A 23,937-nucleotide genomic window follows, 5' to 3' on the forward strand; every position below is an offset into this window, starting at 1 on the left:
GTAAAGACGCATCATAAGACGAGCTGGGCCCAGGCCACAACCTGCGCGAATACCCGACCAAACCGCTCGATGATTGATGCGGTGCAATATATTCCTGTTACTATCCAGACCAGTAGTCAATATTTTCGCTGGCTGGTCGGTTAAGTAGAAGGAAGTTCATGCTGTTGCGCTTGCAGGCTGCATTTCGTTATTTCAATCAGGCAGTACCATTTCGCCTGATCCCTGCACTGGTTACTACTGCCGTACTGCTCACGTTGCTGGCCATTCCGCATCCGGCGGGCCTGACATCCAGCGCCTGGACGCTGGTGGCGATTTTCCTCACTACCATCGTTGCCATCATCCTGAAAGTCATGCCCATCGGCGTCATGGCGCTGATGGCGATCGTGATCGTGGCGCTGTCGCAGGTGACGTCCGGCTCATCGAAGGGCGCGATGGCCGACGCGCTGGGCAGCTTTTCGAGTCCGCTGATCTGGCTGATCGTCGTTGCCGTGCTGATCTCGCGCGGCCTGAAAAAGACGGGCCTGGGCAACCGAATCGGGCTGAACTTCATCGCGCTGCTGGGCAAGCGCACGATCGGCATCGGCTACGGGCTGGCCGTGTGCGAACTGGTGCTGGCGCCGTTCACGCCAAGTAACACGGCGCGCGGCGGCGGGATTGTTCACCCGATCATGAAGTCGATTGCCGCATCGTTCGATTCCGATCCGGCCAAGGGCACCGAGGGCAAGGTGGGCACCTACCTGGCGCTGGTCAACTACCACGCCAATCCGATCACCTCGACGATGTTCGTCACCGCCACCGCGCCCAATCCGCTGGTGGTCGATTTCGTCGCGCGCGCCAGTGGCCAGACGTTTCAGCTGAGCTGGACCACATGGGCGCTGTGCATGGTGCTGCCGGGCCTCGTGTGCCTGTTCCTGATGCCCCTGATCGTCTACCTGCTGGCGCCGCCAGAGCTCAAACAGACGCCCGATGCGATCGGCTTCGCGCGGGGTGAACTCGCGCGTATGGGGCCGTTGTCGGCCAGCGAGCGCGTGATGCTCGGCACCTTCGGCCTGCTGCTGGTGCTGTGGGCGAACATGCCGGCCATGCTCTTTGGCAGCGCGTTTACGCTCGATCCGACCGTTGTCGCCTTTGTCGGCCTGTTCGTCCTGATCATCACCGGCACGCTCGACTGGGACGATATCCTGTCCGAGAAAAGCGCGTGGGATACGCTGATCTGGTTCGGCGCGCTCGTCATGCTGGCCGAGCAGCTCAACAAGATGGGCGTCATTGGCTGGGCCTCGAACGGCATGCGCGACGCCATCGTCGCCAGCGGCATGGGGTGGGGCGCCGCAGCCAGTGTGCTGGTGCTGGCCTTCGTGCTGTCGCACTACCTGTTTGCCAGCACCACAGCCCACATCAGCGCGATGATGTTCGCGTTTCTGTCGGTCGGCGCCGCGCTGGTGCCTGGCCAGTACCTGGTGCTGTTCCTGCTGATGATGACCGCGGCTTCCGGCATCATGATGACGCTGACCCACTATGCCACCGGCACCTCGCCGATCATCTTCGGCAGCGGGTATGTCACCATGGGCCTGTGGTGGAAGGTCGGCCTCATCATGTGCCTGTTCGAGCTGGCGGTGTTTGCCGTCGTCGGCGGCCTGTGGTGGAAGTTGCTCGGGTACTGGTGATGTGCCCACGTTCAAGGAGAGATTGATGACAGCAGTTGTGACCGCACATCCGTACTATGACCGTCTGATCGACGCGGGCCGCGCCAACGGGCCGGTGACCGTGGCGGTGGCGCACCCATGCGACCGCTTCGCACTCGAAGCGGCGCTCGACGCGGCCCGCGTCGGCCTGATCACGCCGCTGCTGGTCGGACCGGCGGCGCGCATCCACGCCGCGGCCGATGCGGCTGGCCTGGACATCGGCGCGCTGCGCCTGATCGACACGGCGCACAGCCATGCCTCGGCCGCGCGCGCCGTCGAACTGGTGCGCGAAGGGCAGGCCGCCGCGCTGATGAAAGGCAGCCTGCACACCGATGAACTGATGGGCGCCGTGGTGGCCGCCACGACCGGTCTGCGCACGGCGCGGCGCCTGAGCCACTGCTTCGTGATGGACGTGCCGGGACGCAGCGAGCCGCTCATCATCACCGACGCCGCCATCAACATCATCCCGACGCTGGCCGAAAAGCGCGACATCGTGCAGAACGCGATCGACCTGGCGCACGTGCTGCGCTTCGAGGGCGTGCGCGTGGCGATTCTGGCGGCGGTGGAAACCGTCAGCGACAAGATGCCGTCGACGATCGATGCGGCGGCGCTGTGCAAGATGGCCGATCGCGGCCAGATCACCGGTGCGATCCTCGATGGCCCGCTGGCGATGGACAATGCGATCGACCCGCAGGCCGCCGCCGTCAAGGGGCTCGATTCGCCCGTGGCCGGGCGCGCCAACGTGCTCGTTGCGCCCGATCTGGAAGCGGGCAATATGCTGGCCAAGAGCCTGACCTTCATGGCCGGGGCGGCGGCCGCCGGCATCGTCCTCGGCGCGCGCGTGCCGTTGATCCTGACCAGCCGCGCCGATTCGGTCGCCGCGCGCCTGGCGTCGTGCGCCGTCGCCGTGTTGCTGGCGCGGCATCAGCTGGCCAGCGTCACCGCAAGCGCCAACGTGGTGGGGCGCTGATGGCGACGCAGGACTGCATCGCGGTCATCAATGCCGGCTCGTCGAGCATCAAGTTTTCGCTGCATGCGCTGCCCGATCTGGCGCCGCTCTTCACGGGCAAGATCGACGGGCTGTATCGGGGCGCCGCGCGTTTCATCGCCCGCGACGCCGCCAGTCACACGGTCGGTGAACATGCCTGGACGACGCCGCTCGACCATCAGGCCGGCATGGAATACCTGATCGATTTCGCCGAGGGCCACCTGGATGGCTACCGCGTGTGCGCGGTCGGTCACCGCATCGTGCACGGCGGCGTCGAGTTCAGCGGACCGGTGCGGCTGGACGATGCCGTGCTCGACCGGCTGACCGGTCTGATTCCGCTCGCGCCGCTGCACCTGCCGCACAATCTGGCGCCGGTGCGTGCCTTGATGGCGCTGCGCCCCGGACTGCTGCAGGTTGGCTGCTTCGACACCGCGTTCCATACGGCGCAGCCGGCGCTGGCGCAGGCGTTCGCGCTGCCGCAGGCGATCACCGACCTGGGCATCCGCCGCTACGGCTTTCACGGGCTGTCCTACGAATACATCGCGGCCACGCTGCCGCTGTGCGATCCGGCGCTGGCCGGCGCGCGCGTGGTCGCCGCGCATCTGGGCAACGGCGCCAGCATGTGCGCGATGCAGGGCGGGCGCAGCATGGCCAGCACGATGGGTTTCACGGCGGTCGACGGCCTGCCGATGGGCACGCGCTGCGGCGCGCTCGACCCGGGTGTGGTCATCTACCTGATCGAAGAACTGGGCATGACGGTAGAGAGTGTGCAGCGCATGATGTACAACGAATCGGGCTTGCTGGGCGTGTCCGGCGTGTCGTCCGACATGCGCGTGCTGGAAGCGAGCAGTGAGCCGCGCGCGCAACTGGCGATCGACCTGCTGGTGTACCGGATCGGCCGCGAACTGGGTTCGCTGGCCGCCAGCCTGGGCGGACTGGATGCGCTGGTGTTCTCGGGCGGGATCGGCGAGAACAGCGCGCGGCTGCGTGCCGCGGTATGCCGTGATGCGGCCTGGCTCGGGGTCGAGCTCGACCCGGCCGCCAACGCGGCACCGCCGGCCGGCCCCGCCCGCATCAGCCTGGCATCGAGCCGGGTCGCGGTCTGGCTGGTGCCCGCCAATGAAGAACTGATGATCGCGCGCCATACGTATGAACTGCTCGATCCACCACTGCCTGAATCTGGAGAACACCCATGAAAGTCATCCTGTCCGGCTTGCACGCCGATGCCAGCGAAAGCGCCATCATCGAGAGCTTCACCCCGTACTTTCACATCACGCAGGTGGACATGATCCGCGAAGGTTCGCCTGACAGTCCCTGGGCCGTGCTGCACATCGCGGATTCGTACGAGCATGCCTGGGCGGCCTGCAACAGCCTGCGCGGCGTCTTCCATCGCGGCAAGCGCCTGAGCGTGTACATCCCGACGCACCAGCCCGACATCTATCACGAGTTCGCGCCGCACGAGCGCCTCGATATCGCCTAAGCGTGGCGCCGCGGCGCGGCATGCCACTGGCAGCCGGGCAGGCGCTGCAACAGCTGCGCCTGCAATGCCGGTGCAGCCTCGCGCTCGATGCACAGCAATGCCCGTACGTTGCGCCCGCTCGGGCAGGCGTCGATGCGAAGAAAACGCACCGCGTCCAGGCCCGCCCGGATCACCGCCTGACGCAAACTCGTGGCCGATGCGGTATCGACCTGCAGCCAGACAAGCATCGTGTGATCGGTGGGCGGCTGGCGCCGCAGGGCGGGGCTGTGAAGAGTAACGTGTTTCATCGTGATTTCTCCTACGATTGCCGTGACATCCGGCGTGTGAAACATTCCTGGCGACCCATCTGCGCCTGCACCGCGAAGGCCATCGGCGCTGCCGCCGGATACACCTCCTCGTACAGCGCGCGCATCTCGGCGGCCGCATCGGGGTCGCACGTGGTAGTGTCCGACACGCAGCGACCGGGTCCGTAGTCGAACGCGGCCGGTGCATGCAGGACCGTTTCGGCCAGTGTGGCATCGTGCACGCGCGCCACCTGCGCCAGCACGGCGGCGCGCTCGCTGGCGTCACGTTCAGCCGGGCCACTGACGGCGACAAACAGCACCCGCATGGCGGGGTTGAACGCGCGTGCGCCATTCAGGCGCGCCAGCAGGTGGTATTGCAGGTCGAGATCGAGCGCACCACCGCGCACCGGCACCACCACCAGCCGGCTCTCCGCCAGCACGCAGCGGCAACCGTCGGTGTCGCGCGTGCCGGCGTCGATCAGGATGTCGTCGAACAGGGGGCGCAGCGCCGCCAGGCGCATCTTGACCGCGCGGCTGCCCACCTGGTGCGTCTCGATCCACGGCTGCAACCCGGCCTGGTTGCGTTCCCCGGACCAGTCGCTGTCGCCATTCCCGGCAGTGGTCATCAGACACACGCGCCGCCCCGCACGCGCACGCAACACCGCCAGATTGCGCGCGATGACCGTGCGCTCGGGGTTGTCGTGCTGATTGACGATGGCGATGATCATGCAGGCCTCCTGGTTGGATTGATGTATCCAGCGTAGCGATGCGGCCGTAAAAACGGGGCAAAAGAGGCGGGCATGTCTGTCAATGCCGTGTAAACGTCGCTGGCAGGAATACACCGCGCGGCAGTGACGGAAGTATCTCGATGCTGCTCGCAAAAAAGTTGCGGCGCATTACTTGCAAGGTTCGCCAGGCAGCCGGTATAATGCGGCCTCTCGCAGCGATGCGAGACGACCGAATCTGGAGAGGTGGCAGAGTGGTCGAATGTACCTGACTCGAAATCAGGCGTACGCGCGAGCGTACCGTGGGTTCGAATCCCACCCTCTCCGCCAAGTAGCAAAAAAAAGCCACCGCAAGGTGGCTTTTTTCATTCCGCGGCGTGTCAGAGGAGCGGGGCGCCTGCGCGCCCCGCGTGTGGGATGAGAAGGCCATCGCGTATTCGCGATGGCGCGGCCTGCGGCATGTAGGAGAATCCCACCCTCTCCGCCAAGTAGCAAAAAAAAGCCACCGCAAGGTGGCTTTTTTCATTCGTAGCGCCCAGCCGGGGTCAGGTCTGACATTCGGACACGGCCTCGTCCTTATCCACTTCCAGTCGTGTGTTGACCAGTACCGGCATGGCCCGGTGCCAGCGAGTTCCGACGACCCGACTGTCGAGTTCGTGTCCGAATGTCAGACCTGACCCCGGCTGTGACCCCGGCTGTTCCGACGACCCGACTGTCGAGTTCGTGTCCGAATGTCAGACCTGACCCCCGCTGTTCGTTTCCAGCCCACAATCGGGCGCGATAATTCCTGCCGGCTACACAACGGGCCTGTACAGACAATGTCCGTACAATCGCCCGATTCAATCTGCTGGCTATCTCATGTCGACAACTCATTGGTTTTTCCTGATCGGCATGCTGATGCTGGCGCGCGGCCTCGCGGCGTCCACATTGGCGCGCCTGCCCGTCACGTCCGCGATCATCTATCTGGGCGTCGGACTCGTCCTCGGGCCGGCGGGCTTTCATGTCTTTTCGTTCGATCCGATCGGCCAATCCCATCTGCTGGAAACGCTCACCGAAATCGCCGTGCTGGTCTCGCTGTTTTCGGCAGGCGTCAAGATGCCGGTGCCGATCCGCTGGCCACGCTGGGTGCCGGCGCTGCGGCTCGCGTGGGTGTCGATGACCATCAGCGTCGCGCTCGTGGCCGCGTTTGCGTACTACGTTCTGGGGCTGCCGCTCGGGGCCGGTATCCTGCTGGGCGCCATTCTGGCGCCGACCGATCCGGTGCTGGCCACGGACGTCCAGGTCCGGCATCCCGACGACCGCGATGAACTGCGCTTCACGCTGACCTGTGAAGCGGGCATGAACGACGGCTCCGCGTTTCCGTTCGTGATGCTGGGCCTTGGCTTGCTGGGCGTGCATGAACTTGGCGAATTCGGCCTGCGCTGGTTCGCGGTGGAAGTCATCTGGGCCACGTTCGGGGCGATCCTGATCGGCGCCCTTGGCGGCTACGCCGTCGGGCGCCTGGGCTGGATGCTGCGCGGGCGCGAACCCAAGCACGAGGTGCTGGACGATCTGGTCGGCCTGGGGCTCATTGCTGTCGTGTATGCGGTGACGGTGATGTGCATGGCGTGGGGCTTCCTGGCCGTGTTTGCCGCAGGCGTGGCGCTGCGCCATACCGAGCTGACGGCGTCGGGCGCGCACAAGGATCGCCAGGGTTTGCTGGTGCCGGACGAGCCACCTGCCAGCCCCTCAGCCGAGGCCCAGGCGCCGCTGTCGGTCAGTTCCGAGTCGCTCGTGTTCAAGGAGCACATCGAGCGCCTGTCCGAGCTGACGCTGGTGCTGCTATTGGGCGGCATGCTGGCAATCCAGACCTGGACCTGGCAGACGGTGTTGACGGCGCTGTTCCTGTTCGTGGTCGCGCGCCCGCTGAGCGTCTACCTGGGGCTGCTGGGCTGTGGCCGCTCGCCGCGCGTGACGTCGATGATTGCCTGGTTCGGCGTGCGGGGCATTGGCTCGCTGTATTACCTGATGTATGCGATCAACCACAACTTGCCGTCCGGCCTGGCAAGCCAGCTCAGCCAGATCACGATTGCCGTGATTATGCTGTCGATCCTGGCCCACGGCCTGAGCGTCAAACCGATTATGGACCGCTTCTGGCGCCGGCGCAGGAACAATCCGGGCTGATCGTACTGGCTTTAGCGTTTGCGCGCCTGCAGCCATACTGCGGCAATCCGCTCGACCTCTTCGTAGCCGGCCTCGCCAAGTTGTCCGCCGAAGATGTCGGGGTCGAGTTCTTCATACGACCACGATGCGCATTCTGCATCGAGCCGCGCGCGGATGCTGTCCAGGAAGTGGTCATTGTCCCCCGAAAGCGCAACGCCGGTGTACAGCAGCAGCCGCCCGCCTGGGCGCAAGCGCGCCAGGCCTTCTTCGACGATGCGGCGCGACAGCTCGGCGCCACGTTCGCCGCCGCCGTGGCGGTAGCGGCGCTCATCCGGATCGACGACGAACGGTGGATTCGAGACGATCAGGTCGACCTCACCCTCAACACCGGCAAACACATCGCTTTCGCAGGCCGTGAACGTGGTCACACCGTTCAACCGGGCATTCACCCGGGCCAGCGCCAGCGCGCTCGTGTTGACATCCGCGCCGATTACGTCGGCCGCCGGGAACGCACGCGCGATTGTCAGCGCGCCGGCGCCGCCGCCGCAGCCGACATCGACAGCACGCCGGGGCGCCGGTGCGGCGCCGTCCGCCACGAACGCGCGCTGCATCGCGCCGATGAAACGGTAGGTGTCCGGCCCGAAAAACACGGCATCGTCGGCCTGCGTGGGGAAGGCAGAATGAAACAACAGCAGGTCGTCCAGCGTCGAGGCACGCACGGTCGAGCGCAGCGCGTCGCCTTCGCCAGCCAGAACGCCGGCCGCCGCCATCAATTCGAGCATGCCGGGCGGTAGTATTGCGGCGGCGAACGGCCGGCTCCAGCCGAACACATCGCGCAGGTCGCGTGCCTGTTCGTTGCCCGGCCGGCCGTTGATGCGCCGGTGTGTCGATGGGGTGACGGTCATGAAGCGGTAACCGGCCTGGCGCAGGGTCGTGCCGAGGGTGAGCAGGGCGTTGGCTTGGAAAGGTGTCATGGCGCAAGCATCGCACGAAATTGGCAGGATTGGCGCGCTCCAACCGCGCCGTATGCCGATGGAATTTGATGCAATATGTGATTATTCGAACATACCGGATGATGGCGACCGACCATACTCACCAACATAGTCAAACGACAACGACACGAGAGAGAACCGACAACATGAAAAGCTTTGACATGGACGACGTCCCGCGCGGTCGCATGGACCGCGAAATCGCCCGCGAACGCCGCGAGCGCGCGTTGAACGACGAGCAGCGTGCGGGCCTGGCGCCTGCTGACGACCTGCGTGGCAAGGATGCGCGCGAGCGCGCCGATACCTCGAACCTCAAGCGCAACAGCCGCTAAATCAGATACTCGAGCAAAGGGAGAACGTATGCGTTGGGAAGGTGATCCGGAAAGCAACAATGTCGAAGACCGTCGGGGTGACAGTGGCAGGGGAGGTAGTGGCGGCTTCGGAATTGGCGGGCGCTCGATCGGCATCGGCACCATCGTCATCGCACTGGTCGGGTCCTATTTTCTTGGCGTCTCGCCCGCCACGATCCTGAGCCTGTTGTCGGGCGGCGGCGCGCCCCAAGTCCAGCAATCGTCACAGCCGCGTGCGGCGCCGGCCGACGACCGCGAAAGCCAGTTCGTGAAGGTCACGCTGCGTTACACCGAAGACGCCTGGACCCAGATCTTCACCGAACAGAATGCGCAGTATCAGCCGGCAAAACTCGTGCTGTTCGACGGTCGCACGAGCACCTCGTGCGGTGTTGGCCAAAGCGCAACCGGGCCGTTCTATTGCCCGGCCGATGCGTCGGTCTACATCGACCTCGACTTTTTCCGCACGATGCAGCAACGTTTCAATGCCGGCGGTGAATTCGCCCAGGCCTATGTGATCGCACATGAGGTCGGCCACCATGTCCAGAATCTGCTCGGGATTTCCGACAAAGTGCATGCAGCCCAGCAGAACGCATCCGAAAAGCAGGGCAATATCCTGTCGGTCAAGCTCGAGCTGCAAGCCGATTGCTTCGCCGGTGTCTGGGCCAAGCGCACGGATCAGCGTGCCAAGATCCTGGAGCAGGGCGACGTCGAATCGGCATTAAACGCTGCCAGCGCCATTGGTGACGATGCGCTGCAGAAGCAGTCGCGCGGCGTGGTGGTGCCGGACTCGTTCACACACGGCACTTCAGCGCAGCGCGTCCGCTGGTTCGAGCGCGGCCTGGAAAGTGGAGAAGTGACTTCGTGCAATACTTTTGATGCCAAAAATCTATAAAAGGCATGAGAAAGTTTCCTGTCGGGTATAAAGGCGGATGTTAATTCGGCGTAAGCGCGTAAAAATGCATGTTTGTTACCGTGCGCATATGGCAATTCTTGGTAACTTGACATAAGTTAGTGTTAGATCAGCACGCTACTTAGAGCGCGCCGACATAACCTCACTGAACTTGCCAAGGAGTGCTTATGCTTGCCATGAACTACCGCGGGCCATACCGAGTCCGCGCCGACCAGAAGCCGGAGCCCGTCATTGAACACCCTGGTGACGCCATCGTGCGCGTCACCCGCGCCTGCATCTGCGGTTCCGACCTGCACCTGTACCATGGTCTGGTGCCCGATACCCGCGTGGGCCACACCTTCGGCCACGAATTCATCGGCATCGTCGAAGAAATCGGTTCCGACGTCCACAAGCTCAAGGTGGGCGACAAGGTGCTGGTGCCGTTCAACGTCTTTTGCGGCTCCTGCTTCTTTTGCCAGCACGAGCTGTACGGCAATTGCCACAACACAAATTCACAATCGACCGCCGTGGGCGCGATCTACGGCTACTCGCACACGGCGGGCGGCTACGACGGCGGCCAGGCCGAGTACGTGCGCGTGCCGATGGCCGACGTCGGCCCGATGATCATCCCGGACGACATCCACGATGACGACGCCGTGCTGCTGACCGACGCGCTGCCGACCGGTTACCAGGCCGCCGAAATGGGCGACATCAAGGAAGGCGATACGGTCGTCGTGTTCGGTGCAGGCCCGGTCGGCATCTTTGCTGCCAAATCAGCCTGGCTGATGGGTGCCGGGCGCGTGATCGTCGTCGACGAGATCGAATACCGCCTCGAATTCGTCAAGAACTATGCGCAGTGTGAAGTGGTCAACTTCAAGGAAGTGCGCGACATGGCGCTGCACATCAAGAAGATGACCGACTGGATGGGCGCCGACGTCTGCATCGATGCGGTTGGCTGCGAAGCGGCGGGCAACACGATGCAGACGATCACGGGTGTCTACACGATGATGCAGGCCGGTGCTGCGACCGTGCTGCACTGGTGCATCAACTCGGTGCGCAAGGGGGGCAATGTGTCGATCGTCGGCGTGTACGGGCCCACCTTCAACGCGGTCCCGATCGGCAATGCGCTGAACAAGGGCCTGACGCTGCGCATGAACCAGGCCAGCGTGCGCCGCCATCTGCCGCGACTGATCGAGCACATCCGCGCCGGCCGCATCGATCCCAAAGCGATCATCACGCACCGCGTGCCGCTCGAAGAAGTATCTGATGCGTATCACATCTTCTCGAGCAAGCTCGACAACTGCATCAAGACGATCCTGATTCCGCCGCGTGCGAACGAAGTACGGGCCGTCAAGGCCAGCACCGCAGCGTAACCGACTTGCCGATCACTAATGCAGATCACTACGAGGACACATCATGCAGACACGTAACGACATCGTGAGCGCCAACGACCAGCACGACGGCCAGCACGCACCGGGCGAACACGACAACGATGGCCACGTCGGCCACGTTCACGGCGCGATCGCGCCGCGCCGGCCCACCCGCGCGCAACTGGCGCACATCCAGGGCTGGGGCGCCGATCTGGATCGCAAGGACCGGCCCGGCGTGCCCATGGAACGCACCCCGCCGCGTTTCATCAACGTACCGGATCGCGATGCTGCGCCGCAGGAAGAACACGTCGAGGTGCTGGTTTCCACCGAGCGTCCGGGCCGCACGCCGTTGTTCGGCACGGTGCAGCCGCCATCCGGGCTGTCCGGGTTGATCCGGCGCCAGGCGTTCAAGCTGACCGAGAATGACGTGCGCCACTGGGTGCTGTTGCTGCTGGCCGATCGCGTCAACATGGTCGAAGGCATCGGGCACGATCTGGCGAGTGGCAAGATACCGAACGTGCTGGCCGAGATGGGCATCAAGGCTGAGTTCCAGCACAACAAGGCGGGTCTGGCGAAAAAAGTCGCGCTGGGTGTCGCCGTCGTTGGTACGGCCGTGTATCTGATGAAGCGCCGTAGGTAGGGGACATTGTTCTCAAGCAAATACTCGTTTATTTGCACGTCCATCATGGTCGATGACCGGTGCCTCCTGGCCCGGCTTACCGGATGGAGCCGAGATGATTCCTCAACCGTTTTTCAGGGCAGTCGTGCTGGCTGCCACGATCTTGCTGGCGCCTGGTGTTTCTGCTGCGCCGATGATGGCTGGTCCTGCCAAGCTTGACAGCAAGGCACAGGCGCAGGTGCTGGAACAGCTCGGTGCGCGCCGGCCGGCGATCGGTCTCGATACCGATCACAGCTACCGGGTCGTCGCGCAGCATCCCGGCGTGCAGGGCACGCATGTGATGCGCGTGGCGCACCTGTACAAGGGCGTGCGCATCTTTGGTTCCGAATCGGTGGTCGTACTCGATGCACGCCAGCAGATCGTGTCCGAAAGCGCCTCGCCCCGCCGCCTGGAGCTGGGGCGTGGGGCGGGCAGTGCGATGACACCCGCCACCACCGGTTTCGACACCACGCCCGTCATCAAGCGCAAGGCCGCTGTCAGCGCCGCGCTCAAGGGCAGTCCGCCCAGTGTGGTCAACGTCAAGCTTCCCACCGCCGAACTGGTGATCTATCCCGTGATGCGCGATGAACGCGCGCCAAGCGCCGTTGCCAAGCCCGATAGTGAGCTGAACGCGGTTGACGTGGTCGAGACGGTCGACCGCTACGTGCTGGCCTGGCATGTGCGCGTGCGGCTGCGCAGCGGCGAGCAACCGATCTACTACGATGCCATCGTCGATGCGCGCACGGCCGCCATCATCGAACGCTGGAACATGCTGCAGACCGTCGAAGGGATTGGCCTGAGCCAGTACAACGGCAATGTCCCGCTCAGCACGACCCTGGCCGGCAATGTGTACCAGCTGCTCGATCCGCGGCGCGGCAAGGGCGGATCGTTCGGCGCGATGGCCATCACCAATGCCAACCACGCCACCTCGAGCGGGCGCGTGTATACCAACAGCACCAACACCTGGGGCGACGGCAAGCAGTTCGTCGAAGGTGCCAGCACGACGGGCGCCAACGGCCAGACCGCCGCCGTCAACGCCATGTGGGGCTTGATGAACACCTATGACCTGCACCAGAACGTGCTGGGCTGGCGCGCGCTCGATGGCAACGATACCGCCACCCACATCGCCGTGCACGTCAACCGCGGCTACGACAACGCGTATTACAGCGACACCTGCCGCTGCATGTTCATCGGCGACGGCACGTTCTTCACCAATCTGGGGGCGATCGACGTGGTTGGCCACGAAATGGGCCACGGCATCACGGCCGCCACGTCCAATCTCGTCTACAAGGGCGAATCGGGCGGGCTGAACGAGTCGAGTTCGGACATCGCGGGCGAGGTGGTCGAGGCGTATGCGCGCGCCGGCGGCACCGGGGGCGTCGTGCCCGAGCTGGGCAACGACTGGATGCTGGGCAGCGAGATCGCCCGCGATGGCAAGCCGCTGCGCTGGATGATCAAGCCAAGCAAGGATGGCAGCAGCCGCGATGCCTGGAGTACGAGTCTGAAACGGCTGGACGTGCACTACAGCAGTGGTCCGAACAACCGGATGTTCTATTTCCTGGCGCGGGGCTCGGACGCCGACAAGACGGGCGACGCGTGGAGCAGCTACCTGACACGGCAGCCAGCCGCGATGACGGGCATCGGCATCGACAAGGCGTTTCGCATCTGGTTCCGTGCAAACACGACCAAGTTCACGGCCAGCACCAACTACGCCGATGCGCGGGCGAAGATGATCGAAGCGGCGGGGGAGTTGTACGGGGTGGGAAGCCGCGAAGTGGTCGCGGTCACGCGTGCTTATGCTGCCATCAATGTCGGGGCCGACATCGATGAATTGGCTGCCGGCGCGGCTGCCGGCCCGGGGAACGGGCTGGCAGCCGCAGCGGTTACTGATCGCTCATCAGTGGAAACGGATTGATGGGCGTGCCTTTCCACCACTGCTTCTCGGCCGTGAGAGAAACGAGGGCGAAGTGCAGGTGCGGCGCATTGGGGTCGGAATTGCCGGTGACGCCGACATACCCGATCACCGTGCCGCGCTTGACGTCCATGCCTTCAACCAGGCCGTCGGCGTAGCGGTCCAGATGGGCGTAGTAATACGCAAACTGTTCGGTCGGATCGAACTGGTACACGGTCAGGCCGCCCGGTTTGCTCTGAAACAGTTTGACGACCTTGCCGTCAGCGACCGCGACCACCGGGGTGCCGGTTGGGGCCATGATGTCGAGCGCTTCGTGCTGGCGCTGCTCGCCGCGCGGCTGGTAGAAAGTGTCGGTCAGCTGGGCCGACTTGATGCCCTGCACCGGCACCAGCAGCTTGCCCGGCATCGTTGTTGGCGCTGCTGCGCCGGCAGTCGCAGTACCGTCAGGCGTCGGACGCAGTGGCAGGTCGGCATCTTCCAGGTTCGGCATCACCACCGGCGCCGGCGGCAACTGGCCATCGATCTGCGATGCCGGGATGCCAGGTGCCGCAGGGGCAGCAGCCGCGACCGCCGGTGCCGGGGTCTCCGGCACGTCCTGCAGCGCGACGAACAGTATCGCGGCGCCGACCAGGGCGCCGATGATAAACGTGATCAACCATTTCATCTTGTTCTCCGTGCGGCGCCACCGGCGCCGCGTGTGTGCCTGTGGCGATCGTTATTTTTGCAGGATCACTTCGACCCCGGCCGAGACGGCCGCGCCCACTTCGGCAGCGCTCCAGTTGGTCAGGCGGATGCAGCCATGCGACTCGGTCTTGCCCACGTGGCCCGGTACCGGGGTGCCGTGGATGCCGTAGTGCGGTTTGGACAGGTCGATCCACATCACGCCAACCGGATTGTTCGGACCTGGCTTGACCGGCGTTGCCTTGTCGCCCGGCTTGGCATCCCAGAACAGTTTCGGGTTGTAGTTGTAGACCGGATTGGCGTGCACGCCCTCGATCTTCCAGGTGCCAATCGGCAGCGGATCGCGGCTGCTGCCGGTCGAGGCCGGATATTGCGCCAGCAGGCGGCCCGACGCGTCAAACAGTTGCAGCGTCTTGGCACCATCGCGCACGACGACCTTGGTCGCCTGCGCCAGCGGTTCCTTGCCGCTCACGTTCGGCACCATGATGCGCTCGCCGGCGCGGGCGAACGTCTTGCCTGGGTTCAGGCGTTGCAGCAGGGCCGGGCTGGCATGGAATTTTTCGCCCAGGCCTTCGAGCACGTTGGCATAGCCCAGCTTGTCGAGCTTGGCCTTTTCCATCATCGTGTCAGGGATTGGCTTGAACGGGCCTTCGACGTCTTCGGCGATCAGCGCGTACTCGGCCAGCGTCGGGGTAGTGTCGACGGCGAGGGCATTCCAGGTTGCGTCATCGAGCTTGCCGGTGACCGGCAGCTTGCGCAAGGTCTGAAACGTGGTCAGGGCCTGGCGCAGGTTCGAGCCGTAAGCGCCGTCCAGTTCGCCCGGAGACAGATAGATACGTTCCAGGAGCACCTGCGCGCGCAGCAGTTTTTCGAATTCCGCCTGCTCGGCAATTGCCGGATCCTGCACAGCGCCGGGTGCAGCGGTGACCGCCGTCGACGTCGTCGTGTTCTGGGCCGTCGTTGCCGGTTGGGCGGCGGGTGGCAGTGGGGCTGGCTGTTGCGCGATGGCGTGCGTCAGCGTGCCTCCAAGGGCGGCGATCAGGGTCAGGGCGGTCATCTTGTTCATGCGGTCTCCGGGTTTGCTTCTGGAAAACTATAGACTAGTGGTCTGCATGGCGCGGGTCTGTGCGTCAGCGTACTCATAGTCGGTCAACTGTTTCATTAAGGCTACAATTGCGCCATGGATAACCCTGTCTACACCGTCACCGTACTGCCGCTGGGTGCCACGGTTGCCATTGACGTGTCCACGACGCTGCTGCATGCGCTCGAGGCCGCTGGCATCGAACTGCCCAGCTCTTGCCGTAACGGGACCTGCCGCACCTGCCTGTGCCGCCTGCGCGCCGGCGAGGTGGCCTACACGATCGACTGGCCGGGCGTATCGTTCGATGAACGGCGTGACGGCGACATCCTGCCCTGCGTGGCGCTGGCACGCGCGGATCTGGTGCTGGACGTCCCGCTGGCGCGGCAAGCCGCTATCGGGCAGCGTTAGCATGGTGGTACTATTTGCATGATGCCCGACGCGCTGTCCGGCACATTCTCATGACATCCGCAGCAATCACCATGAATGGAGCACCACCATGAGCAAAAGTCAGGATGCAAAGAAGACGACCAAGAAGGAACCGGCCAAGACCATGAAGGAAAAGAAGGAAGCCAAGAAGGTCAAGAAAGAAGAAAAGTCGCGCCAGCAGTAATGATGTAATTGCGCTTTACACTGCATGACCGCGTCGCCTCGCGGCGACGCGCGTCGCGCCGGTCAGGGCTTGTTGGGCGACAGACCCAGTGCACCCTCGATCACCCCCAGCACGGTCGGCCACGCCGGCGAACTCGTTGCCACCTCATCGTAATGGCTTGCCTGCGGCAAGATCACGACCTCAGCCATATCCCCGGATTGTTTTGCCCGCGCCGCATAGTCATGCGCCACGCGCGGTGGCGAAATCGTGTCGAGCGCCCCTGTCACCAGCCACGTGCGGCTGCCATTGGGCATCAGGTCGGCAGCATTGGTGTCAAGCAGCACGTCCGGCCGCGTGGCGCTGGGCTCACCTGCAAGCTGGGCGAGATCGCGGTCGCAGCTCGACTTGATCAGCGCCGCTTCGTGGCGCAGGTCGGCCAGGCCCCCCAGGCTCACGATGCGGTTGATCGGAAGCGGGTTGGCCTGGTGCAGCGGGCTGCCGGCAGGAATGCGCGCGCGGCCCGCGATCCATTGCACCAGCTGGCCACCGGCCGAATGGCCCACCGCAACAACGCGTTCGAGGTCGAGCTTGTGCGCGGGCGCGTGCTGCGCCAGCAGGTCGAGCGCGGCGTGCATGTCGAGGTACATGCCGGGATAGCCGCCGCCGGGTTCATCGATGCGCCGGTATTCGACGTTCCAGACGGCGATGCCGCGTGCGGCCAGTGCCCCGGCCATATTGCGAAACTGCGTGATGCCGCCGAATTTGCTGTTCCAGCAGCCGCCGTGCACCAGCACCGCGACGGGGAACGGCCCGGCGCCCGGCGGCACGAACAGTTCTGCATATTGGGACGGGGCAGGGCCGTAGGTCAGTTTGGTGGTCGGGGCAGGGCCGCGCAGGGCCAGGTAATCGTCGAGTTTCATCGGGGCGGCGTGGGCGCTGGTGGCGGCGCCAAGCACGAGGGCAAGCAGCAGGCTGGGAAGGCGCATGGCGGGGCGGTGAGGGTGGTGAAAACATCACTATAGCCGAGTCGCCTGAGGGTGGCACCTGCCGCAGTGACGGCGGCATATGGCGAGGCAATCGTACGGCTCCGCGGAGGCGGGCATGCTAGTCTGGCATGACCCAATCACCAACCGAAAGGCGACCATGAATCAATTCCATGCCAACGACGCCTCGCGCGAACCGATCATCCAGCATGCACACACGACGCCCGATCCGGATGCACCGAACGATCCGCTGGCGCCGCCTGCACAGCCGCCGGTGCCGGACGATGTCCCCGATCCGGTCAATGCACCGGTCGAAGAGCCAAGCATGCCCGAACCACCGATCCGGGCACACTGATTACTGCATCTGCTTGAATCAGGCGCCGGGTTCCTGGCGCTTGTCTTGTTTGTCTTCTTTATCTTCCTGCTTGTCGTCGGCGCCCGCTGGCGGCAGCGCCGGAATCTCACGAATCATCTGCTCGGTGTCGTGCTGGCCGGGCGAGCGTTCGCCGCTGCCGATGTCGGCTTCGTCGAAGATCGCGCGGCTCTTGTTTTCGGGATCCACCTGGGGTGTCGTGTCGGTCATGCTGTGCTCCAATAGCGTTGTCAATGTTGTACGATCCTAACAGCCATCCGTCAGCCATGTCGCGCGCCAGACCACGCTGAAAACTGTTGCTTTTTCGTGCGCGTCGAAGAGCTCTGTGCTGTCTGTCACTGAACCGCAACAAAGCGGTTTCTATAATGTCAGTGACATACAAACAGGAGACGATCATGGGTTCGACGTTGTACAACAAGATTTATCTGGGCCGCAGCCCGTTGCTGGCTTCGCGTAGCGTGCAGCTTGCGCTGGTGCTTGGCGTGCTGGCCAGTGTCGGCCTGGGCTGGTTCGTGCTGCGTTCGCTGCGCTGAAGGTTGCCCCGGGGCGCTGCGACGCGTACCATGCGCCCTTTGGTCAACGAAACGCGGTAATGAAAAACGAAAAGCTCACGACGGACGAATACGACGCACTCGAGATGGTGCGGCGCGGCGGTAAACAAGAGATGGCCAGTGCCTGTGTCGGGCGCAATTCGAAGCGCCTGTGCGGCATCAAGCTGATGTCCTACGGTCGTGACAAGCGGCTGACGCTGACCGACAAGGGTGAAGAAGTGCTGTTTCTGCGCCGCTGCGTGACGGGCTTGCGCGCACTGGCTGCCGATCCGCAGGTAGCGCTCGACGACGACGTGCTGCGTTTCCTGAACCGCAAGTCGCACATCGTGCCACTCGACGGTGGCGGTCATGGCCTGAGTGACAAGGGCCGCGAGTCGCTGGCCGACATCGCCCTGAACGAAGAGCGCCGCTGATCGCGCTGGCGGTCCGTTGCCCGCGACCGCCTTCCTGCCTTGCTTCTGTATCGGCTGCCTGTGTGCAGCCGCGCGCCCGTTCAGTGTGCGCGGCGGCGGGCCGGATACACGAGTACCCGCACTGCAACTTCGGCTGGCACGTTCATCGTGGCCAGAAACTCTGCTGCGCGCTGCAGGCCCAGCGTCGGGATCGACGCGATCGCCTGATTGACCAGATCGGACGTGCGGCCATCGACGCGCTGGTGGCGGGTCGTGGTCGTGTTGGCTTTGACGGCCATATCAGGCATGTCATTCATGTTCATTATCGTGTCCAGGTGTCGGGATTGCCATCGGCCCGCTGATTGTACGACCAATAATGTTTATTTAGCTATACAAATGTTTTGCCAGTTATGTAATGACATGGCTTTCTGCCAACAGGCGTGGCGGGTCTGCAACTGGCGATGCCTCTGTGGATGCCTCAGGCCGGCAGTGTTTCCGGTGCAGGCGTGGGCATTGGCAAGCAGCGGCCCTCGATCAGTAGCGCTTCGAAGTCGGCAGCGGGCAGGGGTTTGCTGAAGTAGTAGCCCTGCATTTCGTCACAGCCGTGGCTGCGCAGGTAGTCCAGCTGCGCCAGCGTTTCAACGCCCTCGGCGATCACGGCCAGCTTCAGGTTGTGCGCCAGCGCGATGATCGACGTCACGATGGCCGCGTCATTCGCGTCATGCGTGATGTCGGCCACGAACGAGCGGTCGATCTTGAGCACGTCGATCGGGAAGCGCGACAGGTACGAGAAGCTCGAATACCCGGTACCGAAGTCGTCGATGGAGAGATTGATGCCAAGTGCCTTCATCCGGTGCAGCAGTTCCACCGCGGGCGTGACGTCGCTCATGAACAGGCTCTCGGTCAGCTCGATCTCGAGGCAGGCTGCATCCAGCCCGGTTTCTGCCAGCGTTGCTTCCAGGCTGGCCATCAGGCCGGCTGCGCCGAACTGGCGCGCCGACAGGTTCACCGCGACCCGCAGGCGCTGGTAACCGGCAAGCTGCCAGGCCTTGTTCTGGGCGCAGGCAGTGCGCATGACCCAGGCGCCGATCGGCACGATCAGCCCGGTTTCTTCGGCCACGCCGACGAACCGGCCCGGCGGGACCATGCCCAATTCGGGATGGTTCCAGCGGATCAGCGCTTCCATGCCGACGATCTGGCCCGTCTTCATGTCGACCTGCGGCTGGTAGTGCAGCACGAATTCGTTGCGCTCGAGCGCATTGCGCAGCGCGCCTTCGATGCGCACCCGTTCCATCGCCTCGTCGTTCATGCTCGGCGTGAAGAACTGGAAGTTGTTGCGCCCCAGCTTCTTGGCGCGGTACATGGCGATGTCGGCGTGCTCGATCAGGTTCTCGCTCAGCGTGCCTTCGGTCGGGAACACGGCCACGCCCACCGAACAGGTGACGAAGAATTCCTTGTTGCCCAGCATGACCGGCTGCGCCACCGCATCCATGATCCGCTGCACGACAGCGGGGCACAGCGGTTCATCGGCATGCTCGTTGAGGATCACGACGAATTCGTCGCCCGACAGGCGGGCCACCGTGTCGGCATCGCGCAGCGCCGCACGCAGGCGCGCCGCGACGGTGACCAGCAGCACGTCGCCCGCCTTGTGGCCCATGCTGTCGTTGACGAACTTGAAGCGGTCCAGGTCGATCAGCATGACCCACACCGGCCGGTCGCTGCGGCTGGCAAATGCAATCGACTGGCTCAGGCGGTCCTGCAGCAGCGAGCGGTTCGGCAGACCGGTGAGCACGTCGTGCTGGGCCACGTGGTGGACGCGCTGCTCGGTCAGCTTGCGCTCCGTGATGTCACTGCCGGTGCCGCGGTAGCCGGTCAGCTCACCGGCCTCGTCGAACACCGGCTCGCCATTGACGCAGAACCAGCGCGCGTTGCCGTCGTCATCGAGAACCTGGTATTCAAGGTTATTGAACGCTTCGCGTGCCTGCATCCTGGCCAGGTGCGTGCGGCCGCTGTCGCTGTCGAGCAGGCCCGGCACGTATTCCCAGCGCGTCTTGCCGATCAGCCCTTCGACCGCGACGCCCGACTTTTCGGTGAAGCCGCCGGTGATCATCGTGAAGCGCAGTTCGGCATCTTGCTCCCAGTACCAGTCGGACGACATCGAGACCAGCTGGCGGAAGCGCTGCTCGCTGTACAGCAGCGCTTTTTCGGCGCGTTTGCGCGCGGCCATGTCGTCGATCAGCTGGCGATTGCTGCGGCGCAGCTCCGACGTGCGCTGGCGCACCAGTTGCTGCACCTTGCGCGCCCGCTCGCCGGCCGATTGCACGAAGGCAGCGCCCATCAGGGTGACGAGAATGCCGCCGCACAGCAACGACAGCGAGGCGAGATGGTCGGCCAGGAATGGGCGCGGCGCCGCGGCGACTTCCACTCGCCAGGGTCGCCCGCCCGCGTGCAGCACGGTGCTGTGCATGCCATGGTCGGGGCGCAGCCAGCCCGCAAATTCGCGGCGCGATGCGCCCGACGTCGGGCCGTTCGAGAACAGCAAGGTAGCAGGGTCGGCAAGCTCGCTGGCATACACCGACACGAAGATGTCGCCGCCTCCGAGCAGCCCGGCAGCCGCAAGCGACTCGCGCACCAGTTCCTTGCCGCGCAGGACGACCGCGGTGTTACCGCGCATGACGCCGTTCTTGTCGAACACCGGCTGCACCAGGTCGAAGCTGGTCTGGCTCGTGGGCGCCTGGGCCAGTGCGAACAGGCCGCTGGCCGCCGGCTGGCCGGTGCTGCGCGCCAGCTCGAGCGCGCCCATGACGGCGCCATTGTGGGACAGGTTCAGGCCGAACGCCGCCTCGTTGCCGGCCATCGGTTCGACATATTCGATGACGTGGTAGCGGGTGCGCACGGGCGCCGGCACCAGGCCGCCGGGCGTCATTTCGGTCAGGATCGTGCCGGGCCGCACGCGCTGCAGTTCGGCCTCGATGGCGGCGCGTTCATGGCCCGGTACCACCCGATGGAAATTGAACGCTTGCACGAAACGGTGGCGCTCCAGCAGGGCCGACGTGAAGTCGGCAAAGCGCTCGCGGCTGACCGGCTCGCCCCTGGAAAACAGCTGGTTGGTCACGGCCAGGACTTCGAACGCCTGGCCCATGCCCTGGCGCACCGCCGCCACGCGCTCGTCGGCGCGCTGGCCGAACGACAGCGCCATATTGTCGTATTCGAGGTGGCTGACACCGATGAACAGGCCGAAGGAGGCAGCCAGGCCGCCCCCCAGCGTGAGGGACGCCGCGAGGGTCAGCGAACGGGACAGTCGGCGCGGCATGGTATCGAAAGGTCCAGGCAAATTCGTACAAATCAATCAGGGGCGCGCGCGGCAGGAGATGCTTTCCGGCGGGCATTAATGCGCGCCAGTGTGTCATACAAGGGCCCGGCGCCGCAAACTTATCGTATTGTGAAGGACAACCTGCCCGCCGTGGGTAAAAGCATATTAGTCACGCCGCCATGCCAGCCATGCAACCACGCCGCGTGCGAGCAGCCGGTTGCTCCAGCCAAAGCCGATGCCGCTGGGGTCTCTTCCGGGCCGTGCGAGGCTTGCCAGCAGGCGTTGTCCGCGCGAGGGCGCTGTGGCGGGATGGACGGCGAACAGGATCCGGTTGTTGCCGGCAATGCGCTGGAACCACAGGATGCGGCCGTTAAAGGCATCTCTCAACCGTTGTAAGAAAGACACATAATCGGGATCGTACGTGAAAATATTGGCCACCAGAACGCCACCGGGCCGCAGCGCGCGCCGGCAGGCTGCGTAGAACGCTGTGCTGGCCAGTGCCGGTGGCAGGCCGCGCCCGTCGAAGCCGTCCACCAGCAGCACGTCGGCATCGCCCGGCGTGCGCGCCAGGTAATCGGCGGCGTCGCAATGCAGCACGCGCAGGCGCGCATCGTCCGGCGGCACGCAGAACAGGTCGCGCAGCGCGATCACGTCGGCGCGGATCTCGAGCACGGTGATGCGGGCAGTGGGAAAGTGGCGGTAGCAAAACTTGGCGAGCGAGCCGCCACCCAGGCCCACCATGACGATGTGGCGCGGCTGCGGTGCGAACAGCGCAAAGCACATCATGGCGCGGGTGTAGTCGAGGACCAGCGCATCGGGCCGCGCCAGCAGCATCTCGCTTTGCACGTCGCCCGGTGTGAAGCCGAGCGTGCGGCGCACGCCGTCGCTGATGACCAGCGGCGCTGTCGTGGCAGGAGAGTCGGGGAGATCGGAGGGCGCGGGCATGGCGCGAGTATACGTCGCCATGCCGCGCCCGAGGGATCGCTTAAGCGGCGCTGCCCATCAGCGGGACCACGCCGAACACCAGTGCCGCCACCAGCATCACGAGGGCAGCCGAGATCGACCAGATCAGCGTGAAGCGCTGGTGGTCGCCAAACTCCACCTTGCACATGCCGACCAGCAGATAGGTCGAGGCGACCAGTGGGCTGAGCAGGTGAACCGGCTGGCCGATCACCGAAGCGCGGCCGATTTCTGCCGCCGTGATGCCATACACTTCGGCCGCTTTGGCCAGCACCGGCACGATGCCGAAGTAGAACGCGTCGTTCGAGATGAAGAACGTGAACGGGATGCTGAGCAGACCCGTGACGACCGCCAGGTACGGACCCATCCAGTCGGGCACGCCGGCGATGACAGACAGCGCAATCGCATCGACCATCTTGGTGCCTTGCAGGATGCCAACGAAGATACCGGCCGCGAAGATCAGCGACACCACTGGCAGCACGTTCGCGGCATGGTGCGCAATGCGCTCCTTCTGCTCTTCGAGGCCCGGGTAGTTGATCATGATCGCGACAGCGAAGAAGATCATGAACAACACGGGCAGTGGCAGCACGCCCTTGATCAGGAACACCATCAACAGGGTGGTCATCGCGAAGTTGATCCAGATCAGGCGTGGGCGCTTGATCGCGGCGTTCGAGACGTCGTTGTCATCGCCACCGCCGTTACCACCACCGATGGCCAGCGCCGGTTCGGCCGACGACGTCACCGTCGATTCGACCCGGCCGCCCGCCAGCTGGTGCACATTGCCATCGCGCGCTGCAGCAGCGGCGCTTGGGCTCCAGTGGCCGGTGGTGCCGTTCATTTCAGCGGCCACGGCCGGCTGCAGCACGGCGACATTCTGTGCTGCCTGGGCCGCTTTTTCCGCTTTTTCAGCCTGCGTCGGCAGCGTCATGATGCCCAGGCGCTTGCGCTCCTTCATGCCCAGCACGCAGGCCACGAACACGACCCAGAGGGAGGTAACGGCCATCGGCAGGATCATTGGTACGAAGATGTCGCTGACGTCCACGCCCAGGGCAGTGGCGGCGCGCGCCGTCGGGCCGCCCCATGGCAGGATGTTGAAGACGCCGCCGGCCAGCATGATGACGCAGGCCAGCACCAGGCGGCTCATGCCGAGGCGCACGTACAGCGGCAGCATGGCGGCAACGGTGATCATGTAGGTCGTGGCGCCGTCGCCGTCGAGCGAGATGAACATCGCCAGCACGGCAGTGCCGACGACGATCTTGAACGGGTCACCGCCGACGATCTTCAGGATCAGGCGCACGACCGGGTCGAACAGGCCAGAATCGATCATGATGCCGAAGTACAGGATGGCGAACATCAGCATGACGCCGGTCGGGGCCAGGTTGCGGATCCCGTCGAGCATCATCGGGCCGAGCTGCGGGCCGAAGCCGCCGATCACGCCGAACCCGATAGGGACCACGATCAGGGCCACGAGCGCCGGCAGGCGCTTGGTCATGATCAGGTACATGAACACGACGACCATGGAATACGCCAGGATGGTCAACATCA

General features: G+C 64.6%; 25 protein-coding genes and 1 tRNA gene. 15 read left to right on the forward strand and 11 right to left on the reverse strand.

Features of this window, described 5'->3' with window-relative positions; genetic code table 11:
* Window positions 1–158: 158 nt before the first annotated feature.
* The 4 genes from AC56LY_RS05120 to AC56LY_RS05135 are packed head-to-tail and all read left to right on the forward strand — an operon-like array spanning window position 159 to window position 4,150.
* Window positions 159–1,664 (forward strand): DASS family sodium-coupled anion symporter, encoded by a 1,506-nt coding sequence (locus tag AC56LY_RS05120; RefSeq protein WP_499577105.1) that lies wholly within the window; start codon window positions 159–161, stop codon window positions 1,662–1,664.
* 25 nt (window positions 1,665–1,689) lie between these two features.
* Window positions 1,690–2,652, forward strand: a complete 963-nt coding sequence (locus tag AC56LY_RS05125; protein WP_499577106.1) for a phosphate acetyltransferase — start codon at window positions 1,690–1,692, stop codon at window positions 2,650–2,652.
* A complete protein-coding gene (locus AC56LY_RS05130) occupies window positions 2,652–3,866 on the forward strand; it encodes an acetate/propionate family kinase (RefSeq protein ID WP_499577108.1) in 1,215 nt (404 codons plus the stop codon). The genes AC56LY_RS05125 and AC56LY_RS05130 overlap by 1 nt, the downstream gene beginning before the upstream one ends.
* Complete coding sequence (locus tag AC56LY_RS05135; protein ID WP_183550915.1) at window positions 3,863–4,150, forward strand: RNA recognition motif domain-containing protein; 288 nt, start codon at window positions 3,863–3,865, stop codon at window positions 4,148–4,150. Before AC56LY_RS05130 ends, AC56LY_RS05135 begins: the two co-directional genes overlap by 4 nt.
* Here the strand turns inward: AC56LY_RS05135 and AC56LY_RS05140 are convergent.
* Both AC56LY_RS05140 and AC56LY_RS05145 read right to left on the reverse strand, forming a co-directional pair.
* Window positions 4,147–4,437: a hypothetical protein gene (locus AC56LY_RS05140; protein ID WP_499577109.1), complete on the reverse strand. Its 291-nt coding sequence runs from the start codon at window positions 4,435–4,437 to the stop codon at window positions 4,147–4,149. The two genes, AC56LY_RS05135 and AC56LY_RS05140, sit on opposite strands and share 4 nt — an antisense overlap.
* A gap of 11 nt (window positions 4,438–4,448) precedes the next feature.
* Window positions 4,449–5,162, reverse strand: coding sequence for a hypothetical protein (locus AC56LY_RS05145; RefSeq protein WP_499577110.1), 714 nt, complete (start codon window positions 5,160–5,162; stop codon window positions 4,449–4,451).
* Between the two features lie 237 nt (window positions 5,163–5,399).
* Here AC56LY_RS05145 and AC56LY_RS05150 point away from each other — a divergent pair.
* Window positions 5,400–5,489 (forward strand) — tRNA-Ser (locus tag AC56LY_RS05150).
* 528 nt (window positions 5,490–6,017) lie between these two features.
* Entirely contained in the window at window positions 6,018–7,322 is a 1,305-nt protein-coding gene (locus tag AC56LY_RS05155) for a cation:proton antiporter (RefSeq protein ID WP_499577111.1), read from the forward strand.
* Between the two features lie 11 nt (window positions 7,323–7,333).
* On the opposite strand, the gene AC56LY_RS05160 is transcribed toward AC56LY_RS05155, so the two are convergent.
* Window positions 7,334–8,275: a methyltransferase gene (locus AC56LY_RS05160; RefSeq protein ID WP_499577112.1), complete on the reverse strand. Its 942-nt coding sequence runs from the start codon at window positions 8,273–8,275 to the stop codon at window positions 7,334–7,336.
* 164 nt (window positions 8,276–8,439) lie between these two features.
* Here AC56LY_RS05160 and AC56LY_RS05165 point away from each other — a divergent pair, with 164 nt between their 5' ends.
* The 5 genes from AC56LY_RS05165 to AC56LY_RS05185 all read left to right on the forward strand — a co-directional run bounded on the left by AC56LY_RS05165 (window position 8,440) and on the right by AC56LY_RS05185 (window position 13,472).
* Entirely contained in the window at window positions 8,440–8,622 is a 183-nt protein-coding gene (locus tag AC56LY_RS05165) for a hypothetical protein (protein ID WP_499577113.1), read from the forward strand.
* 28 nt (window positions 8,623–8,650) lie between these two features.
* Window positions 8,651–9,532, forward strand: a complete 882-nt coding sequence (gene ypfJ, locus AC56LY_RS05170) for a KPN_02809 family neutral zinc metallopeptidase (protein ID WP_499577115.1) — start codon at window positions 8,651–8,653, stop codon at window positions 9,530–9,532.
* 185 nt (window positions 9,533–9,717) lie between these two features.
* The gene (locus AC56LY_RS05175) at window positions 9,718–10,902 is read left to right on the forward strand and encodes a zinc-dependent alcohol dehydrogenase (protein ID WP_499577116.1); all 1,185 of its coding nucleotides are present in this window, start codon (window positions 9,718–9,720) and stop codon (window positions 10,900–10,902) included.
* 43 nt (window positions 10,903–10,945) lie between these two features.
* Window positions 10,946–11,539, forward strand: a complete 594-nt coding sequence (locus tag AC56LY_RS05180) for a hypothetical protein (protein WP_499577118.1) — start codon at window positions 10,946–10,948, stop codon at window positions 11,537–11,539.
* A 94-nt stretch (window positions 11,540–11,633) separates the two neighbouring features.
* Complete coding sequence (locus AC56LY_RS05185; protein WP_499577120.1) at window positions 11,634–13,472, forward strand: M4 family metallopeptidase; 1,839 nt, start codon at window positions 11,634–11,636, stop codon at window positions 13,470–13,472.
* On the opposite strand, the gene AC56LY_RS05190 is transcribed toward AC56LY_RS05185, so the two are convergent.
* Window positions 13,441–14,133 (reverse strand): M23 family metallopeptidase, encoded by a 693-nt coding sequence (locus AC56LY_RS05190; RefSeq protein ID WP_499577124.1) that lies wholly within the window; start codon window positions 14,131–14,133, stop codon window positions 13,441–13,443. The two genes, AC56LY_RS05185 and AC56LY_RS05190, sit on opposite strands and share 32 nt — an antisense overlap.
* Window positions 14,134–14,184: 51 nt before the next feature.
* Window positions 14,185–15,216 (reverse strand): L,D-transpeptidase family protein, encoded by a 1,032-nt coding sequence (locus tag AC56LY_RS05195; RefSeq protein ID WP_499577126.1) that lies wholly within the window; start codon window positions 15,214–15,216, stop codon window positions 14,185–14,187.
* Between the two features lie 114 nt (window positions 15,217–15,330).
* On the opposite strand from AC56LY_RS05195, the gene AC56LY_RS05200 reads away from it, so the two are divergent.
* Window positions 15,331–15,639: a 2Fe-2S iron-sulfur cluster-binding protein gene (locus tag AC56LY_RS05200; protein WP_499577128.1), complete on the forward strand. Its 309-nt coding sequence runs from the start codon at window positions 15,331–15,333 to the stop codon at window positions 15,637–15,639.
* A 264-nt stretch (window positions 15,640–15,903) separates the two neighbouring features.
* Here AC56LY_RS05200 and AC56LY_RS05205 read toward each other — a convergent pair whose 3' ends face one another.
* Entirely contained in the window at window positions 15,904–16,806 is a 903-nt protein-coding gene (locus AC56LY_RS05205; protein WP_499577130.1) for an alpha/beta hydrolase, read from the reverse strand.
* 157 nt (window positions 16,807–16,963) lie between these two features.
* On the opposite strand from AC56LY_RS05205, the gene AC56LY_RS05210 reads away from it, so the two are divergent.
* A complete protein-coding gene (locus AC56LY_RS05210) occupies window positions 16,964–17,158 on the forward strand; it encodes a hypothetical protein (RefSeq protein WP_499577133.1) in 195 nt (64 codons plus the stop codon).
* Between the two features lie 18 nt (window positions 17,159–17,176).
* On the opposite strand, the gene AC56LY_RS05215 is transcribed toward AC56LY_RS05210, so the two are convergent.
* A complete protein-coding gene (locus AC56LY_RS05215) occupies window positions 17,177–17,386 on the reverse strand; it encodes a hypothetical protein (protein WP_499577134.1) in 210 nt (69 codons plus the stop codon).
* A gap of 185 nt (window positions 17,387–17,571) precedes the next feature.
* Between AC56LY_RS05215 and AC56LY_RS05220 the strand changes: the two genes are divergently transcribed.
* Complete coding sequence (locus tag AC56LY_RS05220) at window positions 17,572–17,709, forward strand: hypothetical protein (protein WP_499577137.1); 138 nt, start codon at window positions 17,572–17,574, stop codon at window positions 17,707–17,709.
* Window positions 17,710–17,768: 59 nt separating this feature from the next.
* Window positions 17,769–18,140: a hypothetical protein gene (locus AC56LY_RS05225; protein WP_499577140.1), complete on the forward strand. Its 372-nt coding sequence runs from the start codon at window positions 17,769–17,771 to the stop codon at window positions 18,138–18,140.
* A gap of 80 nt (window positions 18,141–18,220) precedes the next feature.
* On the opposite strand, the gene AC56LY_RS05230 is transcribed toward AC56LY_RS05225, so the two are convergent.
* From AC56LY_RS05230 to AC56LY_RS05245, 4 genes are all read right to left on the reverse strand, one after another.
* Window positions 18,221–18,436: a hypothetical protein gene (locus tag AC56LY_RS05230; protein ID WP_482898287.1), complete on the reverse strand. Its 216-nt coding sequence runs from the start codon at window positions 18,434–18,436 to the stop codon at window positions 18,221–18,223.
* A 161-nt stretch (window positions 18,437–18,597) separates the two neighbouring features.
* Window positions 18,598–21,432: a bifunctional diguanylate cyclase/phosphodiesterase gene (locus AC56LY_RS05235; RefSeq protein ID WP_499577142.1), complete on the reverse strand. Its 2,835-nt coding sequence runs from the start codon at window positions 21,430–21,432 to the stop codon at window positions 18,598–18,600.
* 165 nt (window positions 21,433–21,597) lie between these two features.
* Window positions 21,598–22,398, reverse strand: a complete 801-nt coding sequence (locus tag AC56LY_RS05240; protein WP_499577144.1) for a fused MFS/spermidine synthase — start codon at window positions 22,396–22,398, stop codon at window positions 21,598–21,600.
* 19 nt (window positions 22,399–22,417) lie between these two features.
* Window positions 22,418–23,935, reverse strand: coding sequence for a CitMHS family transporter (locus AC56LY_RS05245; protein ID WP_499581960.1), 1,518 nt, complete (start codon window positions 23,933–23,935; stop codon window positions 22,418–22,420).
* Window positions 23,936–23,937 lie beyond the last annotated feature (2 nt).

Source organism: Telluria sp. ZT3P25, assembly GCF_059685895.1.